General features: G+C 61.5%; 16 protein-coding genes and 1 tRNA gene. 10 read left to right on the top strand and 7 right to left on the bottom strand.

Annotation, left to right across the window (positions count from 1 at the left end):
• Positions 1-256 precede the first annotated feature (256 nt).
• Complete coding sequence (locus HU720_RS13175; RefSeq protein ID WP_186520361.1) at positions 257-1357, bottom strand: ABC transporter ATP-binding protein; 1101 nt, start codon at positions 1355-1357, stop codon at positions 257-259.
• Positions 1354-2274, bottom strand: a complete 921-nt coding sequence (gene argF / locus HU720_RS13170) for an ornithine carbamoyltransferase (protein ID WP_186520360.1) — start codon at positions 2272-2274, stop codon at positions 1354-1356. The genes HU720_RS13175 and argF overlap by 4 nt, the downstream gene beginning before the upstream one ends.
• 362 nt (positions 2275-2636) lie before the next feature.
• Between argF and HU720_RS13165 the strand changes: the two genes are divergently transcribed.
• Positions 2637-4745: a molybdopterin-dependent oxidoreductase gene (locus HU720_RS13165; protein ID WP_186520359.1), complete on the top strand. Its 2109-nt coding sequence runs from the start codon at positions 2637-2639 to the stop codon at positions 4743-4745.
• A 91-nt stretch (positions 4746-4836) separates the two neighbouring features.
• Positions 4837-5163, top strand: a complete 327-nt coding sequence (grxD, locus tag HU720_RS13160) for a Grx4 family monothiol glutaredoxin (protein WP_186520358.1) — start codon at positions 4837-4839, stop codon at positions 5161-5163.
• A gap of 181 nt (positions 5164-5344) precedes the next feature.
• Here the strand turns inward: grxD and HU720_RS13155 are convergent.
• Positions 5345-5421, bottom strand: a tRNA-Met gene (locus HU720_RS13155).
• Between the two features lie 204 nt (positions 5422-5625).
• Between HU720_RS13155 and dinB the strand changes: the two genes are divergently transcribed.
• Positions 5626-6690, top strand: a complete 1065-nt coding sequence (gene dinB / locus HU720_RS13150) for a DNA polymerase IV (protein WP_186520363.1) — start codon at positions 5626-5628, stop codon at positions 6688-6690.
• 211 nt (positions 6691-6901) lie between these two features.
• Here dinB and HU720_RS13145 read toward each other — a convergent pair whose 3' ends face one another.
• The 3 genes from HU720_RS13145 to HU720_RS13135 all read right to left on the bottom strand — a co-directional run bounded on the left by HU720_RS13145 (position 6902) and on the right by HU720_RS13135 (position 11027).
• Positions 6902-7855, bottom strand: coding sequence for a hypothetical protein (locus HU720_RS13145; RefSeq protein ID WP_186520357.1), 954 nt, complete (start codon positions 7853-7855; stop codon positions 6902-6904).
• A gap of 21 nt (positions 7856-7876) precedes the next feature.
• Entirely contained in the window at positions 7877-9592 is a 1716-nt protein-coding gene (locus tag HU720_RS13140) for a proline--tRNA ligase (RefSeq protein WP_186520356.1), read from the bottom strand.
• A gap of 157 nt (positions 9593-9749) precedes the next feature.
• Positions 9750-11027: an OprD family porin gene (locus HU720_RS13135; protein WP_186520355.1), complete on the bottom strand. Its 1278-nt coding sequence runs from the start codon at positions 11025-11027 to the stop codon at positions 9750-9752.
• A gap of 760 nt (positions 11028-11787) precedes the next feature.
• Between HU720_RS13135 and HU720_RS13130 the strand changes: the two genes are divergently transcribed.
• Together HU720_RS13130 and HU720_RS13125 are read left to right on the top strand one after the other, a co-directional pair.
• Positions 11788-12207 carry an HIT domain-containing protein gene (locus tag HU720_RS13130; RefSeq protein ID WP_186520354.1) on the top strand — a complete coding sequence of 140 codons (420 nt, stop codon included), beginning with the start codon at positions 11788-11790 and terminating at the stop codon, positions 12205-12207.
• Positions 12208-12210: 3 nt separating this feature from the next.
• Positions 12211-12417 (top strand): SlyX family protein, encoded by a 207-nt coding sequence (locus HU720_RS13125; protein WP_186520353.1) that lies wholly within the window; start codon positions 12211-12213, stop codon positions 12415-12417.
• A 19-nt stretch (positions 12418-12436) separates the two neighbouring features.
• Here HU720_RS13125 and HU720_RS24525 read toward each other — a convergent pair whose 3' ends face one another.
• Complete coding sequence (locus HU720_RS24525; protein ID WP_186520352.1) at positions 12437-13030, bottom strand: cold shock domain-containing protein; 594 nt, start codon at positions 13028-13030, stop codon at positions 12437-12439.
• A gap of 269 nt (positions 13031-13299) precedes the next feature.
• Here HU720_RS24525 and HU720_RS13115 point away from each other — a divergent pair, with 269 nt between their 5' ends.
• The 5 genes from HU720_RS13115 to HU720_RS13095 all read left to right on the top strand — a co-directional run bounded on the left by HU720_RS13115 (position 13300) and on the right by HU720_RS13095 (position 17332).
• Positions 13300-13773, top strand: a complete 474-nt coding sequence (locus HU720_RS13115; RefSeq protein ID WP_186520351.1) for a Dps family protein — start codon at positions 13300-13302, stop codon at positions 13771-13773.
• 271 nt (positions 13774-14044) lie between these two features.
• A complete protein-coding gene (locus tag HU720_RS13110) occupies positions 14045-14290 on the top strand; it encodes a ribbon-helix-helix domain-containing protein (RefSeq protein WP_238337692.1) in 246 nt (81 codons plus the stop codon).
• Between the two features lie 93 nt (positions 14291-14383).
• A complete protein-coding gene (locus tag HU720_RS13105) occupies positions 14384-14605 on the top strand; it encodes a zinc ribbon domain-containing protein (protein ID WP_186520350.1) in 222 nt (73 codons plus the stop codon).
• Positions 14606-14695: 90 nt separating this feature from the next.
• A complete protein-coding gene (gene aspS / locus HU720_RS13100; RefSeq protein WP_186520349.1) occupies positions 14696-16471 on the top strand; it encodes an aspartate--tRNA ligase in 1776 nt (591 codons plus the stop codon).
• Between the two features lie 108 nt (positions 16472-16579).
• Positions 16580-17332, top strand: coding sequence for a YebC/PmpR family DNA-binding transcriptional regulator (locus HU720_RS13095; protein ID WP_186520348.1), 753 nt, complete (start codon positions 16580-16582; stop codon positions 17330-17332).
• The last annotated feature ends 1 nt before the right edge of the window (position 17333 follow it).

Raw genomic sequence — 17333 nt, 5'->3', positions numbered from 1 at the left:
GTGTAGGAGCGGCCTTGTGCCGCGAAAGGGCTGCGAAGCAGCCCCAGGATCTGAGCATCCACCAGAATCGCAGGGGCTGCTTCGCAGCCCTTTCGCGGCGCAAGGCCGCTCCTACACAATCAAAAGCGACTTGCCCGCAACCATAGAATCTCCCACGGAGACCGCGCGCAGTCGTAATAATGAGTCCTTGCCCAGACCCTGTGGGAGCTGGCGATAGCCTGCGATGAGGCCAGCACTGGCTGGCTCAGAGCAAAGGTCAATGCGCCGAGCTGTAGCGGCGCACGCCGTTCTCCTGGCGCGCCGCCACGCTACCCGGCACCGGGAACAACACCAGGTGATCGGCCGCTACGGCGATGCCGACATCCTGCCCGACCTGATGGTCGATATGGCTGGGGAAGATCGCTTCAAGCTGGCTGCCAGTCGGCAATTGCAGGCGATACAGCGTCGAGGCGCCGAGGAAGCTCTTGCCGACAATGCGCGCACGCAGCTCGCTTTCGGGCGCATGGATGATGTCATCCGGGCGCAACAGCACATCCACCGAACTGCCGACTGCCAAGGTATAGGCCCGGTTGCCGCGCAGCTCGCCAAGCTCGGTGCTGACCGACTCGTGGCTGCTCATCTGCCCACGAATGAAATAGCCCTGGCCAACAAAACTGGCGACGAACGGGGTCTGCGGCTCGTGGTAGAGGTTGTAAGGCGTATCCCACTGCTCCAGGCGGCCTTCCTTGAACACGCCCACCTGGTCGCTCACGGCGAAAGCTTCTTCCTGGTCGTGGGTGACAAGAATGGCGCTGGTGCCGCGGCTCTTGAGGATGTCGCGAACCTCATGGCTCAGGCGCCTGCGCAGCTCGACATCGAGGTTGGAGAACGGCTCGTCGAGCAGCAGCAGTTGCGGTTCTGGCGCCAGTGCGCGGGCCAGCGCTACACGTTGTTGCTGGCCGCCGGACAGCTCATGCGGGTAACGCCCGCCGAGGCCGCCAAGCTTGACCAGCTCGAGCATTTCTTCGACCACTTCGGCTTGCTTGGGGTGTTTGCCGATACCGAAGGCGATGTTCTGCGCAACGGTAAGATGCGGAAACAGCGCGTAGTCCTGGAACACCATGCCGATACGGCGCTTCTCCGGTGCCAGGGTGAAACCGGCACGGGATATGACCTCGCCAGCCAGCTGGATCTCGCCGTCATGCACAGGCTCAAAGCCTGCGATGGCGCGCAAGGTGGTGGTCTTGCCGCAACCGGACGAGCCCAGCAGGCAACCGATGTCGCCTGCGTTCAGGTGCAGGTTGAGGTTTTGCACGATGCGCTGGTCGCCATAGCCGCAGGCGAGGTTGCGCAGGTTCAGCAGTAGGGGTTGACTCATGCGTGGTGGTAAGCCGGTTCGACAAGGAATTCGAGAAGGGCCTTCTGTGCATGCAGGCGGTTTTCAGCTTCGTCCCAGGCGACAGACCGTGGGTCGTCGAGCAGGTCCTGGCTGATTTCCTCGCCGCGGTGGGCGGGCAGGCAGTGCATGAACAGGGCATCGGGTGCCGCCAGGTCGAGCAGTTCGCGGGTGACCTGGTAAGGCGCGAAGTGCGCCAGGCGCCGTGCAGTTTCCTCTTCCTGGCCCATGGAAGTCCAGACATCCGTGGTCACCAGGTGGGCGCCGCGCACGGCTTGCCTGGGGTCGCGCACAATTTGTACGCGGTCACCGCCAAGCTGCAGGAAGCGGGCGTCGGGCTCGTAGCCTTCAGGGCAGGTGATGCGCAACTGGAAGTCGAACTGGCGGGCGGCCTCGATATACGAGTTGCACATATTGAAACCGTCGCCAATCCAGGTGACGGTCTTGCCCTGGATCGAGCCGCGGTGCTCGAAGAAGGTCTGCATGTCGGCCAGCAACTGGCAGGGGTGCAGGTCATCGGACAGGCCGTTGATCACCGGGACTTTCGAGTTGGCGGCGAACTCGGTAAGGGTGCTGTGGGCGTGGGTGCGGATCATCACCGCATCGACCATGCTCGATAGCACGATGGCGCTGTCGGCAATCGGCTCGCCACGGCCCAGTTGGGTGTCGCGCGGGGACAGGAAGATCGCCTGGCCACCGAGCTGGATCATGCCGGCTTCGAACGACACCCGGGTGCGGGTGGACGACTTTTCGAAGATCATGCCCAGGACACGGTTTTTCAGCGGTTCGAACAGCACGCCGCGCTTGCGCAGGTCCTTCAGCTCGATGCCTCGGCGGATCACCCCGAGCAATTCGTCGGTGGTGAAGTCCAGCAGGGAGAGAAAGTGCCTAGCGCTCATGATTGACTACCTTATCTGCAACAGTGTGCAGGTCGACCGTATGGGTTTTGTTGACAACGGGAGTGACCTGCGGCGTAAGCCGCACGGGGCGGACGGATTAGGGAAAGGCGCAATACTATAATTAAATGTCGCCTGAAACCAAGGGGAGAAACAGCGTCCGCGCCACGACAGGCGTGCTAAACCCCTGTGGGTGCGCTGTTTTTTATTTGCTACAGGGTTTGTACACGCCCTGGCGCAGCTTTGGCAAACCGGCTGTCGTGAATCGCCCGCCTGATGTCGCCCGATTCACGCCGCAAAGTGCGCTGGCCCGGCATGGGCCGGCAGCGCATAGTCGGGCGACCCATAACAAGGCAGAGGCGGCCATGACCAAGACCCTGCATCACCGAGCCTGTCACCTGTGCGAGGCCATCTGCGGCCTGAACATTGAAGTCAGCCACGACCCAGCGGGCGCCGCCCGGATCACCTCGATCAAAGGTGATGCCCTCGACCCCTTCAGCCGTGGGCATATCTGCCCGAAGGCGGTGGCGCTGCAGGATATTCAAGCGGACCCCGATCGCCTGCGCCAGCCGCACCGGCGTGTGGGCCAGGCGTGGCAGGCAATCAGTTGGGATGAAGCCTTTGCGCTGGCCGCCGAACGGTTGTGGGCGGTACAACAGGCTCACGGGCGCAATGCCGTAGCGGTGTATCAAGGCAACCCAAGCGTGCACAACTATGGGTTGATGACCCACAGCAACTATTTTCTGGGCCTGTTGAAAACGCGCAATCGCTTCTCGGCCACCTCGGTGGACCAGTTGCCCCAGCACCTGACCAGCCACCTGATGTACGGCCATGGCCTGTTGCTGCCGGTGCCGGACATCGATCACACCGGGTTCATGCTGATCCTGGGTGGCAACCCGCTGGCATCCAATGGCAGCATCATGACCGTGCCGGATGTCGAGAAGCGGCTCAAGGCCTTGCAGGCTCGCGGCGGGCGGCTGGTGGTTGTCGACCCACGGCGCAGTGAAACCGCCATGCTTGCCGACCAGCATCTGTTCATCCGCCCCGGCGGCGATGCGGCGTTGCTGGCCGGGCTGTTGCACACGCTGTTCGCCGAAGGCCTCGCCCGCGGCACCCACCTGCCGGTGACCGGCCTTGAGCAGGTGCGCGCGGCTATCGCGCCCTTCGATGCTCAGGCGGTGAGCGCGTTGTGCGGTATCGCTGCCGATGACATCCGCCAGTTGGCGCGGGGCTTCGCCGCTGCCGACAAGGCGGTGTGCTATGGCCGCATGGGGGTTTCGACGCAGACGTTCGGCTCGTTGTGCCATTGGCTGGTGCAACTGATCAACCTGGTGACCGGCAACCTCGACCGTGAGGGTGGCGCGCTGTGCACTGAGCCTGCAGTCGATCTGGTCGCCACCACCTCTGGCGGACATTTCAACCAGTGGCAGAGCCGCGTTTCCGGCCTGCCGGAGTATGCCGGCGAGCTGCCGGTCTCGGCCTTGGCAGAAGAAATGCTCACGCCGGGCGAAGGCCAGGTGCGGGCGTTGGTGACTGTGGCCGGCAACCCTGTGCTTTCCACCCCCAATGGGCGACGCCTGGATCAGGCCCTGGAGGGGTTGGATTTCATGCTCAGTATCGACTTGTACATTAATGAAACCACCCGCCATGCCGACCTGATCCTGCCGTCCACCTCGGCGCTTGAAAACGACCACTACGATTCGACCTTCAACCTGCTGGCGGTGCGCAACGTTACCCGCTTCAATCGGGCGATTCTGGCCAAGCCCGAGGGCGCGCTGCATGACTGGGAGATTTTCGTCGGCCTGGCCAAGGCGTTCGCCGCCCGCGCCCAGGTGGAGCTGAAACCGACCATGGCGCCTGCGCAGATGATCGATTTCGCCCTGCGCAAGGGGCGCTACGGCGATGAGACTGAGCACCGGCTGTCCCTGGCAACGCTCGATCAATATCCCCACGGCCTCGACCTGGGCCCATTGCGTGCCAATCTTGCCAAGCGCTTGCGCACTGCCGGGCAAGCGGTCGAGGCGGCGCCGCCGGCATTGCTCGCTGACCTTGAACGGCTGGCACAGCAGGCGCCCCCAGCGCGTGATCAATTGCTGCTGATCGGCCGTCGCCATGTGCGTAGCAACAACTCTTGGATGCATAACTATCATCGGCTGGTCAAAGGCAAGCCACGCCACCAGTTGCTGATGCACCCCGACGACCTGCGGCATCGCCAGTTACAGGACGGCCAGACGGTGAGGGTGCGTTCGCGCACGGGTGCGCTCGAAGTGCAGGTGCAGGCCTGTGAAGAAATGATGCGCGGGGTGGTCAGCCTGCCCCATGGCTACGGGCACAAGCGCCATGGCGCGCAGCTGCAGATTGCGGCCGCGCAGCCTGGGGTCAGCGCCAATGACCTGACCGACGAGCAGCTGCGTGATGGCGTGTCTGGCAATGCGGCGCTCAATGGCGTGCCGGTGGATGTCGAGGCCGCGTGAAGCCGGGGCAGGGCGAGCACGTTGTCGAGCTTTTCGTTACAATGCGCCACCGTGCCGACGATCACGTCGCAAAGTTCAGCCGAGGTGCTTCATGGATATCATCGATACAATCAAAGAGCAGATCGCCAACAACACCATTCTGCTTTACATGAAAGGTTCGCCGAATGCCCCGCAGTGCGGCTTCTCGGCCAAGGCATCGCAAGCGGTGATGGGGTGTGGCGAGAAGTTCGCCTACGTCGACATCCTGCAGAACCCAGAAATCCGCGCCAACCTGCCCAAGTACGCCAACTGGCCGACCTTCCCGCAGCTGTGGGTAGCCGGTGAGCTGGTCGGCGGTAGCGACATCATGCTGGAAATGTTCGAAAACGGTGAGCTGCAAACCCTGATCAAGGACGCAGCTGCCAAGGCCAAAGCCTGATTCAAGGCTGAAATCGCCGGGGCTGCTACGCACCCCTTTCGCGGCACAAGGCCGCTCCTACAGGTGACCGCAACCTCTTGTAGGAGCGGCCTTGTGCCGCGAAAGGGGTGCGCAGCGCCCCCAGACGTTTCTGCAGACAATAAAAAAGGCCACTGTCGAAACAGTGGCCTTTTCTTGAATCTGGTTGCGGGAGCCGGATTTGAACCGACGACCTTCGGGTTATGAGCCCGACGAGCTACCAGGCTGCTCCATCCCGCGCCTGTGAGATCGAATTCTACGGAATTCCTTCCGCATGTCAAGTTTTAAATGGAAAAAACCTTTCTCGTTCAAACTCTTAGCATCCTTGGCCGGGCGGGAGGCCAGTATCGGCGGGGCTTGTAGGCCGATTGTCGTGCGCGGGCTGTTTCGCTGACTGGCGCATGGAGTACTATCTGTATGAATTTACAGTACTGGCTGTCGTCCATGCCTCAGCGCAAGATCATCCACATCGATTGTGACTGCTTCTACGCCGCCATCGAAATGCGCGACGACCCGCGTTTGGTGGGGCGCCCGATGGCTGTGGGCGGGCAACCGGGGCAGCGTGGCGTGATTGCCACCTGCAATTACGAAGCCCGCGCCTATGGGGTGCGCTCGGCAATGGCCTCAGGGCATGCCATGAAGCTGTGCCCGGACCTTGAGATCGTCAAGCCGCGCTTTGACGCTTATAAAGAGGCGTCGCGGGAAATCCATGCGATCTTTCGTGATTACACCGACCTTATCGAGCCGCTGTCCCTGGATGAAGCCTACCTGGATGTCACCGACAGCCAGTGGTTTGCTGGCAGTGCCACGCGCATCGCCGACGATATTCGCAAGCGTGTCGCCCAGCAGTTGCACATCACCGTTTCAGCTGGGGTGGCGCCGAACAAGTTCCTGGCCAAGATCGCCAGTGATTGGCGCAAGCCAAACGGGCTGTTTGTCATTACCCCTGATGAGGTGGAGGCGTTCGTCTCTGCACTGCCTGTAGCGCGCCTGCATGGGGTTGGCAAGGTCACGGCAGAGAAACTCGCCCGGCTGGGTATCGATACCTGCCTGTCGCTGCGCGATTGGTCGCGCCTGGCGCTGGTGCGCGAGTTCGGCAGCTTTGGCGAACGTTTATGGGGCTTGGCTCGTGGCATTGATGAGCGCCCGGTGCACAACGACAGCCGGCGGCAGTCGGTAAGCGTTGAAAACACCTACGACCAAGACCTGCCAGACCTGGACAGCTGCCTGGAGAAGCTACCCGAGCTGTTGGCCAGCCTGGACCAGCGCATTGCCCGCATGGACAGCAGCTACCGGCCTGAAAAGCCGTTCGTCAAGGTCAAGTTCCATGACTTCAGCCAGACCACCCTGGAGCAGGCTGGCGCGGGCCGCGACCTGGCCAGCTACAAGCATTTGCTCAGGCAGGCATTCGCCCGCGGCGGCAAGCCTGTGCGTTTGCTTGGGGTAGGGGTGAGGTTGCGCGATCTGCGCGGGGCGCATGAGCAGTTGGATCTGTTCAAGGATTTGTAACACTGGCTTTGGGCAAAGCAGGTTTCAGGGCTTGGCAAGCCCTTTCGCGGCACAAGGCCGCTCCTACACAATCAAAAGCGACTTGCCCGAAACCATAGAATCTCCCACAGGGATCTGGGCCAAGCCTCGAAATTGCGACTGTGCGCGGCCCCTGTGGAAGCTGCGACAGCCTGCAGAGCAGGCCCGGTGGTTACAGGAGTGCCAGGCGCGCTCATTGCGCGCCCGGATCTACCACCACGCGGCCAGTTGCCTTGGTCAGGCTCTTGACGAATTCCTCTTGCAGTTCCGGATCGTTGCGGGTCAGCTCGATCAGGCTCTGCTCCAGTTCACTGGCTTCTTCTTCAAGGCCCAGCTCGGACAAACGCTTGACCCGATGCACCCACTGGCCGACCTCGTCGTCCTCAAGGTCGTCGAAAATCAGCTCGTGGGCTTCGAGCAGCTTGCCGCGCAGGCTGCTGCTGACCAGCAGGCTGGCATCGCCACGCACGCCGTTGTCTTCATCGACCACTTGCAGGTGCAAGGTGCCGACGTGCTTGAGGTTCTGTTCGGAAAACGGGCTGTCCAACAGGTTCAGGCGCAGTACGCCGTTCTTGTCGGTGGTCAGCTCGTGGGTCATCTTGCCGGCTTTGACCTCAACAAGGCGCTCGTTCCAAGGCAGGCTGGTGAACTCCTCGCGCTTGTCCTTCTCCACTTCGCTGATCCCGGCCAGGTTCTGTTGGGCGCGGCCGTTGGACTGCACGTTCATGAACGGGTTGAGCCCGGCCACGCCATAGCTGAGCCAGTCATGGGTAACGCTGGCAGGCAGGTTGCCCAGGGCGAACACGTTGACCACATTGGCGCCTACCCCTGCGACCACCGCGACCGCGCCCAGTGGGATCTCGTAGATCTCCCGCCAGGGTTGGTAAGGGGTGTAGCGGTCGTAGTGGCGGGTCACTTCGAACTCGGTGACCTCGAAACGCTTCTGTTCGTGAACGCGCACGCGCCGCTGCGCAAGCTCCATCACCTTTGGCTCGCCGACGTCGATCTGCAGGGTGTGTTCGAGCAGCTTGCGCTCGACGCGCTCCTCATGGTCGCTGCGCTGCGACATCTGGTTGGCGCAGCCGCTGAGGAGCAGGGCGCCGCACAGTGCGGCGCCCCCCAGGGTGTAGGTACTTCGCTTGGACATGGTCACTCGCGTAACGGGTTATCAGCGGCGGATGCGGGCCTGCAGGAAGGTCAGCACTTCGTTGAGCGGCAGCGCCTGGGCGTCCGACTCGGTGCGGTGCTTGTATTCCAGGTTGCCGTCGGCAAGACCGCGGTCGCTGACGACGATGCGGTGCGGGATGCCGATCAGCTCCATGTCGGCAAACTTGATGCCGGGGCTGGTCTTCTTGTCGCGGTCGTCCAGCAGTACTTCGAAGCCTGCGGCGGTCAGTTCGGCGTACAGCTTGTCGGTGGCTTCACGCACCACTTCGGTTTCGTAGCGCAGCGGCACCAGGGCGACCTGGAATGGCGCCAGTGCGTCGTTCCAGATGATGCCCTTGTCGTCGTGGTTCTGCTCGATGGCCGCAGCTACCACGCGCGAGACGCCGATACCGTAGCAGCCCATGGACAGCACCACCGGCTTGCCGTTTTCGCCCAGCACCTGGCACTTGAGTGCTTCGCTGTACTTGGTACCGAGCTGGAAGATGTGCCCCACTTCGATGCCGCGCTTGATCACCAGGGTGCCCTGGCCATCTGGGCTCGGGTCGCCGGCAACCACGTTACGCAGGTCTGCCACTTGTGGAACCGGAAGGTCACGCTCCCAGTTCACGCCGAAGTAGTGCTTGTCGTCGATGTTGGCACCGATGCCGAAGTCGCTCATCAGGGCAACCGAACGGTCGATGATGCATTCCAGCGGCAGGTTCAGCGGGCCCAACGAACCGGCACCGGCGCCAATGGCGTCACGCAGTTCGGCTTCGCTGGCCATGACCAGCGGGTCGGCAACCTGTTCCAGCTTGGTCGCCTTGATTTCGTTGAGCTCGTGGTCGCCGCGCACGATCAAGGCAACCAGCTTGCCCTCTTCGGCGCCGTGCACGATCAGGGTCTTGACGGTTTTCTCGATCGGCAGGCCGAAGTTCTCGACCAGTTGCGCGATGGTCTTGGCGTTCGGCGTGTCGACCAGGCGCAGCTCTTCGGTCGGTGCCGGGCGCACGCTTTCGCGTGGCATGGCTTCGGCCTTTTCGATGTTGGCGGCGTAGTCGGAGCTGTCGCTGAAGATCACGTCGTCTTCGCCGGAGGAGGCGAGTACGTGGAATTCGTGGGAGTAGCTACCACCGATGGAGCCGGTGTCGGCTTGCACTGGGCGGAAGTCCAGGCCCAGGCGGGTGAAGATATTGCTGTAGGCCTGGTGCATGCGGTCGTAGGTTTCTTGCAGGGAAGCCTGGTCGGCATGGAAGGAGTAGGCGTCCTTCATGATGAACTCGCGGCCACGCATCAGGCCGAAGCGCGGACGGATCTCGTCACGGAACTTGGTCTGGATCTGGTACATGTTGAGCGGCAGCTGTTTGTAGCTGGACAGCTCGTTGCGGGCCAGGTCGGTGATCACTTCTTCGTGGGTCGGGCCTACGCAGAATTCGCGCTGGTGGCGGTCTTTCAAGCGCAGCAGCTCAGGGCCGTACTGTTCCCAGCGGCCGGATTCCTGCCACAGCTCTGCAGGCTGGATGCTCGGCATCAGCACTTCGAGGGCGCCGGCTGCGTTCATTTCTTCGCGGACCACGGCCTCGACCTTGCGCATTACCCGCAAGCCCATCGGCAGCCAGGTGTACAGGCCGGAGGCCAGCTTACGGATCATGCCGGCGCGCAGCATGAGCTGGTGGCTGATGACCACGGCGTCTGCCGGGGTTTCTTTCTGGGTGGCGAGCAAATATTGACTGGTGCGCATGGGGAGCCGTGTCGATTGCCTGAATGTGAAATGACCCCGCATTGTACGGGGGCGAAACGAAAGCGTACAGAATGCAGCAGTGGTGCGTTGCTGTCAGCCAAGAAAAAGCCCGGCATTCGCCGGGCTTTTTCAGGTGCAAAGCGCTGTAGGCGAGAGCTTACAGGATGCTCAGCGGGTACTCGACGATCAGGCGCAGTTCGTCCAGGGAGTTGGAGTACACGGCGTCCGAGGAGCGGTAGGTGGCCTGACGGACACGGAAGCTCAGGTCTTTGGCCGGGCCTTCCTGCAGGACGTACTTGATGTCGACGTCGCGTTCCCATTCCTGGCCATTGTTGGTGCCGGCCACGTTGGCATCGGTACCACGCACGTAGCGGGTCATGAAGCTCAGGCCTGGCACGCCGTACTCGGCGAAGTTCAGGTCGTAGCGCACTTGCCAGGATTTTTCGTCTTCGGCGTTGAAGTCCGAACGGGCGATGGAGTTGGCCAGGAAGATGCTGCCGCCGCCGTCCACGCCATAGGCATAGCCGCCGTCGCCGGTCATCTTCTGATAAGCCACGGTGAAGGTATGCGCGCCAATGTTGTAGGCGGCAGACAGGCTGAAGGCACGGCTGTCGATCTTGTCGCCATCGAACGCGCGGGCTTCGCTGCCTTCGCTCTTGGTGTCATAGATGTTGAAGTCGAACACCATGCCCTGGTTGTCGGACAGTGGCAGTGCCCAGTTCAGGTTGGCGTAGTACTTGCGCCAGTAGTCTTCGACCTTGGAGTAGTACAGGCTGCTCGACAGGGTGTCGGTGATGGCGTAGGTACCGCCGACGACGTTCGCCGATTTCAGGTGGGCGCTGTCGTGGTTGGTTTCTTCCTGGTTGGTCAGGCCGGTGAAGCGACCAGCATGCAGGGTCAGGCCCTTGATTTCATTGCTGGTGATCAACGCGCCCTGGGCAACTTCCGGCAGCAGACGGCTGTCGTCGGTGGCGAAGACTGGCAGTGCGGTGAACTGGTCGCCGACTTTCAGTACGGTGTCGGACATGCGGAACTTAACTGCTGCGCCGCCTTTGGAGTAATCATCCTGCGAGCGACCATCCGAACCGGTAGGGAACAGGCCGGTGCCCGAGTAGCCGCGGCCGCTGTCCAGTTTCAGGCCCAGCATGCCGATAGCGTCGACGCCGACGCCGATGGTGCCTTGGGTGAAGCCGGATTCGAAGGTGCCGATGAAGCCTTGGCCCCATTCACGCTGGTCGTGACGCAAGCCGGCGGCGCGGTTAGCGGCCGACTCGGTGTTGCGGTAGTCACGGCTGAAGTACAGGTTACGCATTTTTACGTTGAGTTTGCTGTCTTCAACGAAACCTTTGGATTCGTCTTGCGAAGAGGCGACTGCGAACTGCGAAGTCCCTGCTGCAACGGCCAGGGCGATCATGCTCCACTTCATCACGCGCATCGTGATTTGCTCCTTTGGTTTTTAGGAAGAGTACCGCTGCGCCCAAGTGTTTTAGTTATAGGGGCAGCTCTTTCTTTTTATGTCGGCGAAAATTTATATCACGCTGACTATTCTTGGCGATACGGGTAAAAACAACCTTTCGGTAACTTTATGGCCATGTCGCTAACGGCTATTTCCTTGTCGCAAATCACACCCCTTGTTACCAGGGGTGTACAACGCCAGCGCTGTCGCGCGCCCATCATTTATGTATAAACACAAAGTAGGGCGAGCAGACTCCCTGGTGATTCCGATGCCGCTGTTGTCCATTTGTCGCGTTCACCTGTCTTTGCAGGTGTCGTGCCGACTTGGCGTTTGAGGAATGCAACAAGCATGCTCAAATTCACATTCCTTTGATGAATTTTTCACAAGCTGGGGGCGACCTGGCGCAAAACCCCAGTAAACACGGGGTCGAGCATGTCTGATGGTGTGCCACCTCCCCGTCGTTGCGAGCTGCCTTGAAAGTCAAGGTGTTACCACTCTTTGTTGATCCTGCCTGTTTTGTGTGACCGGTTGATGGTGTCGCGGTGACGATCGGCCTCATTGTGGTGCGAAAAGTAGCGCGGTGTTACCGCAAGCGATCGTTTGCAGGGTGACGGGTGGGCCAATTTGGTGCGCGGGTGCTTCATTGCGTGCCGTGCGGGTGTGACGGCAGGCCAAGCAAGGTATCCTGCGCGCCCTGCGCCCGCACCTTGGGCGAGGCATCTGTTTAAGGAGGTTTGTCATGTTTACCCTCGATCCGCGTCTGCAACAGGACTCTGTGCTGTTGGGTGAGCTGCCGCTGTGCAGCCTGCTGCTGAGCAAGGACGCCAACTATCCCTGGTTCATCCTGGTGCCGCGCCGCGCTGATGTGAGCGAGCTGTTTGACCTCGACGAGGCGGACCAGCGCCAGCTGTGGGAAGAAACCACTGCCTTGGCCGAGGCGCTCAAGGATGCCTTCGCTGCCGACAAGATGAACGTTGCCACGCTGGGCAATATGGTCAGCCAGTTGCACATGCACGTTATCGTTCGTCGCCATGGCGATGCTGCCTGGCCGGCGCCGGTGTGGGGCAAGGTTGCCGCGTGCGACTATGAGCCGGGCGCAGTCGATGCGATCCGTCAGCGTGTCACCGCGCTGCTTGGCGAAAGTTTCAAGGGGGTTTGAGGTATGTCGCTAGAGCTGCGTATCGTCGAGCTGGAAACCCGGCAGGCGTTTCAGGACGACACCATTCAGGCACTCAATGACATGGTCTTTGAGCAAAACAAGATCATCGACCGCTTGCAGTTGCAGGTTGCCGAGCTGATCAAGCGCTACGAGGATATGGTCGGCCAGTACGGTGGCGGGGGAGAGGAGCCTCCACCACCTCATTATTAAAGGTGGTGGAGGGTGGTGGTCAGCGGCGCGAAACCGCGACCACGTCTTCGGCCTGCAGGCCTTTGTCGCGGTGCATCACCGAAAACTCCACGCGCTGGCCTTCGACCAGTACCCGGTGGCCTTCGCCGCGGATGGCGCGAAAGTGCACGAAGATATCGTCACCCGAATCGCGCGAGATGAAGCCAAAGCCCTTGGAGGTGTTGAACCACTTCACCGTGCCAGTATCGCGGTTGCCGGCCTCCGTGGTGCTGCCTTGGCTGGCGCGGGCCCGGCGAGGGCTGCGGGCCAGGCCTGCGGCCAGGTGCAAGGCGGTAGCCAGGGCTGCGCAGACCAGTGCAGGCAAATTGCCAAGCTCTGGGCGGGCGAGCAGGGTGATGGTCTGCAGAATTACCGCAGCCACCAGCAGGACGCTGGCGGTGTGCTGCAGTTGCTGGCGCATGCCTCGGTAATAAAGCGGCAGGGCAGGGGCGAGCAGCAGGTTCAGCAGGCCGAGCAAGGCCAGGTAAACGGCCTCGGGTTGTTGCAGCAACGGTGTGGCGTCGGTTCTGAGGCTGGGAATGAGCGATAGCAGCAAGGCAGCCACGCCCGTCACCAGATGGACGATTTTGAACATTTGGTTAGGCTCACATTGATAAGGCCAATCACAGGATGAGCGGGCTGCACGGTGCGCGTGAACGGAAGCGCGAAAACGTGGCAAGCCAGCCTATGCACCCGGCATTGACAATCCGCACGGGTGGCACCCTGCCTATTTAACAGCAAAGGCGCAGTCTTCTCAAACCGCAGGCGCGCACGCGGCCCCGAGCGGCCATGCACAGTCGGGCAACTCTTGCTACAGTGGTTCGCGTCCGCTTGGTTATTCAGGCCTTGGCAAAGGGGAACTTCATGGCAATCGATATCGGTATCAATGAAGAAGATCGCAAAGCCATCGTCGATGGGCTGTCGCGTCTTTTGTCCGACACTTATGTGCTGTATCTGAAAACCCACAACTTTCACTGGAACGTCACCGGTCCATCGTTTCGCACCCTGCACTTGATGTTCGAGGAGCAGTACAACGAATTGGCCCTGGCCGTGGATTCCATCGCCGAACGCATCCGCGCCCTGGGTTTCCCAGCGCCAGGTTCCTACGCTTTCTATGCCCGCCATTCGTCCATCAAGGAAGAAGAAGGGGTGCCGCATGCCGACGAAATGATCCGTCAACTGGTCCAGGGCCAGGAGGCGGTGGTGCGCACGGCGCGCAGCATTTTCCCGGATGTGGAAAAGGTCAGTGACGAGCCTACCGCCGACCTGCTGACCCAGCGCATGCAGGTGCATGAAAAAACCGCGTGGATGCTGAGGGTATTACTCGACGGGAAGTAATTGCCGGTTGAGTCGCTTGCAGCGCTTTGAATACGGGCCCGACGCCGTGGCAGGTGTCGGGCCCGTTCGCTTGCAGGGAAAACCTTGCTGCTGGGATGGTGCTTTGTTGCAGCGCTTGATGGTCGCCCTTGACCTGCTCGCCATGGCGAACGGGTTTTTCGTGACAGGGGGCGAGGCGATGGGCGAAGTGGTGCGTGTGGCGGGTGGGGGTGCGAAGCTGGGGCAGCGGGCAGGCAAGCCCGAACTCGACCCATTCAAGGTGGATTTCGACATGGACCAGGCGGGGCCGGTGTCGCGCTCGGTGCGCCTGAATGGCTTTGCTACCTGTCTGCGCCTGGAGGTGGTGTATTGGCGGATTCTCGAGCGCATCGCGCAGGCCAATGGCTGTTCGGTAAGCGCGGTGTTGTCCTATGTGGATCGCGAAGTGCACCTGCGCCATGGCGGGGTCAGGAATTTCAGCGGGCTGGTACGGGTCATTTGCGTGGCCTGGCTGCAGGACGCTCCAGATATGCACTGATCGCCGGGCGGGCTGCACTGCTTCCGTTAACCATATATAATCCCGCTCTTTGCTGCGTTGGGCAGCGTGCGATGTGGTTGACGAGAGACACCCATGCCCCTTTACGACTATCAATGTGCATCCTGCGAGCACCAGTTTGAAGCCATGCAGAAAATCAGCGCCGCTGCGCTGACCGACTGTCCGGCCTGCCAGGCGCCGGCATTGAAGAAACTGCTGTCTGTCCCCGGTTTTCGCCTGAGTGGCAACGGCTGGTACGAGACCGACTTCAAGACCGGGGCGAAAAAGAACCTGGCAGGCGGCGACAAAGCCGACTGAATTGAATTGCCCTGATCGGGTCTTGCGCTGTTTGCCCCTGGCAAGCGAGACCTTCACCGACTACACGAATCACGAGAAGCGAACACCATCATGATGCGCAGCCATTATTGCGGCCAACTGAACGAGAGCCTGGACGGCCAGGAAGTCACCCTTTGCGGCTGGGTCCATCGTCGCCGCGACCACGGCGGGGTGATCTTCCTCGATATCCGTGACCGCGAAGGCATGGCCCAGGTCGTGTTCGACCCGGATCGCGCCGAGAGCTTCGCCAACGCCGACCGCGTGCGCAGCGAATACGTCGTACAGATCACCGGCAAGGTGCGCCTGCGTCCTGAAGGCGCGGTCAACCCGAACATGGCCTCCGGTGGCATCGAAGTGCTGGGCTACGAGCTGACCGTACTCAACGAAGCCGAAACCCCGCCGTTCCCGCTGAACGAGTTCTCCGACGTTGGCGAAGAAACCCGCCTGCGCTATCGCTTCATCGACCTGCGTCGCCCGGAAATGGCCGACAAGCTGCGTCTGCGTTCGCGCATCACCAGCAGCATCCGTCGCTTCCTCGACGAAAACGGCTTCCTCGACGTCGAAACGCCAATCCTGACCCGTGCAACGCCTGAAGGCGCTCGCGACTACCTGGTACCTAGCCGTACCCACGCAGGCAGCTTCTTTGCCTTGCCGCAGTCGCCACAGCTGTTCAAGCAGTTGCTGATGGTCGCCGGCTTCGACCGCTACTACCAGATCGCCAAGTGCTTCCGCGACGAAGACCTGCGTGCTGACCGCCAGCCGGAATTCACCCAGATCGACATCGAGACCAGCTTCCTCGACGAAGCCGAGATCATGGGCCTGACCGAAGGCATGATCCGCAAGCTGTTCAAGGAAGTCCTGGACCTGGAGTTCGGTGAGTTCCCGCACATGACCTATGAAGAGGCCATGCGCCGCTACGGTTCGGACAAGCCGGACCTGCGCATCCCGCTGGAACTGGTGGACGTTGCCGACCAGCTCAAGGACGTCGACTTCAAGGTGTTCGCCGGCCCTGCCAACGATCCGAAGTGCCGCGTTACCGCCCTGCGCGTGCCTGGCGCTGCCAGCATGCCGCGCAGCAAGATCGACGAGTACACCAAGTTCGTCGGCATCTACGGCGCCAAGGGCCTGGCCTACATCAAGGTCAACGAGCGTGCCAAAGGTGTTGAAGGCCTGCAGTCGCCGATCGTCAAGAACATCCCTGAGGCCAACCTCAACGTCATCCTCGACCGCGTTGGCGCCGTAGACGGCGACATCGTGTTCTTCGGCGCCGACAAGGCCAAGATCGTCAGCGAAGCCCTGGGTGCGCTGCGTATTCGCCTGGGCCACGACCTTGAGCTGCTGACCTGCAAGTGGGCGCCGATGTGGGTTGTCGACTTCCCGATGTTCGAAGAGAACGAAGACGGCAGCTTCAGCGCGCTGCACCACCCGTTCACCGCGCCGAAATGCTCGCCCGAAGAGCTTGAGGCCAACCCGGCTGGCGCGCTGTCGCGTGCCTACGACATGGTCCTCAACGGCACCGAGCTGGGTGGCGGTTCGATCCGTATCCACCGCAAGGAAATGCAGCAAGCGGTCTTCCGCCTGCTGGGTATCGAGGCTGACGAGCAGCAAGAGAAGTTCGGCTTCCTGCTCGACGCCCTGAAGTTCGGTGCACCGCCCCACGGCGGCCTGGCCTTCGGCCTGGACCGTCTGGTCATGCTGATGACCGGCGCGCAGTCGATCCGCGAAGTGATCGCCTTCCCGAAAACCCAAAGCGCCGCCGACGTGATGACCCAGGCCCCAGGCCAGGTCGATGCCAAGGCACTGCGCGAGCTGCACATCCGTCTGCGCGAGCAGACCAAGGTCGAGTAATCGGCCCCGGGCACCTCGCCAACGGGGTGCCCCGCGCTTGCGCGCAGTTTTATCGCGTTCCGCCCTACGGGGCGGAACCTGTTTCTGTTTCAAGGATTTGGAGTGGTTATGGCCGGTCATTCGAAGTGGGCGAACATCAAGCACCGCAAAGAGCGCCAGGATGCCAAGCGAGGCAAGATCTTCACCAAGTGGATCCGTGAACTGACCGTCGCGGCCAAGCAAGGTGGTGCAGACCCTGCCTCCAACCCGCGCCTGCGTCTGGCGCTGGACAAGGCCCTGGGCGCCAACATGAGCCGCGACATCATTGATCGCGCGGTTGCCCGTGGTGCGGGTACCAACGAAAACGACAACGTCGAAGAGCTCAGCTACGAGGGCTACGGCCCAGGCGGCGTGGCGATCATGGTCGAGACCATGACCGACAACCGCAACCGTACGGCGGCCGCCGTGCGCCATGCGTTCACCAAGTGCGGCGGCAACCTCGGTACCGACGGTTCGGTGGCCTACCTATTCGAACGCAAGGGCCAGATCAGCTTTGCCGCCGAGCTTCAGGTCGACGAGGACGCGCTGATGGAAGCGGCCATGGAAGCCGATGCCGATGACGTGGTTGCCAATGGTGATGGCTCGTTCGAGGTGTTTACTTCGTTCAACAGTTTTTATGCGGTGCGCAACGCGCTCGAGGAGGCCGGCTTCAAGGCTTCTGATGCCGAGATCGTGATGCAGCCGACCACCAGTGCCGAGCTGGACCAGGACGGTGCTGAAAAGGTGCTCAAACTGATCGACATGCTCGAAGACCTGGACGATGTGCAGAACGTTTATTCCAATGCACAGATCTCCGACGAGATCATGGAAACGTTGGGCTGAG

This window comes from Pseudomonas sp. SWRI51, assembly GCF_014268825.1.
In the GTDB taxonomy this organism is placed as follows: domain Bacteria; phylum Pseudomonadota; class Gammaproteobacteria; order Pseudomonadales; family Pseudomonadaceae; genus Aquipseudomonas; species Aquipseudomonas farsensis.
Note: the sequence above shows the minus strand (reverse complement) of the source record. Positions and strands in the feature narration are given on the sequence as shown.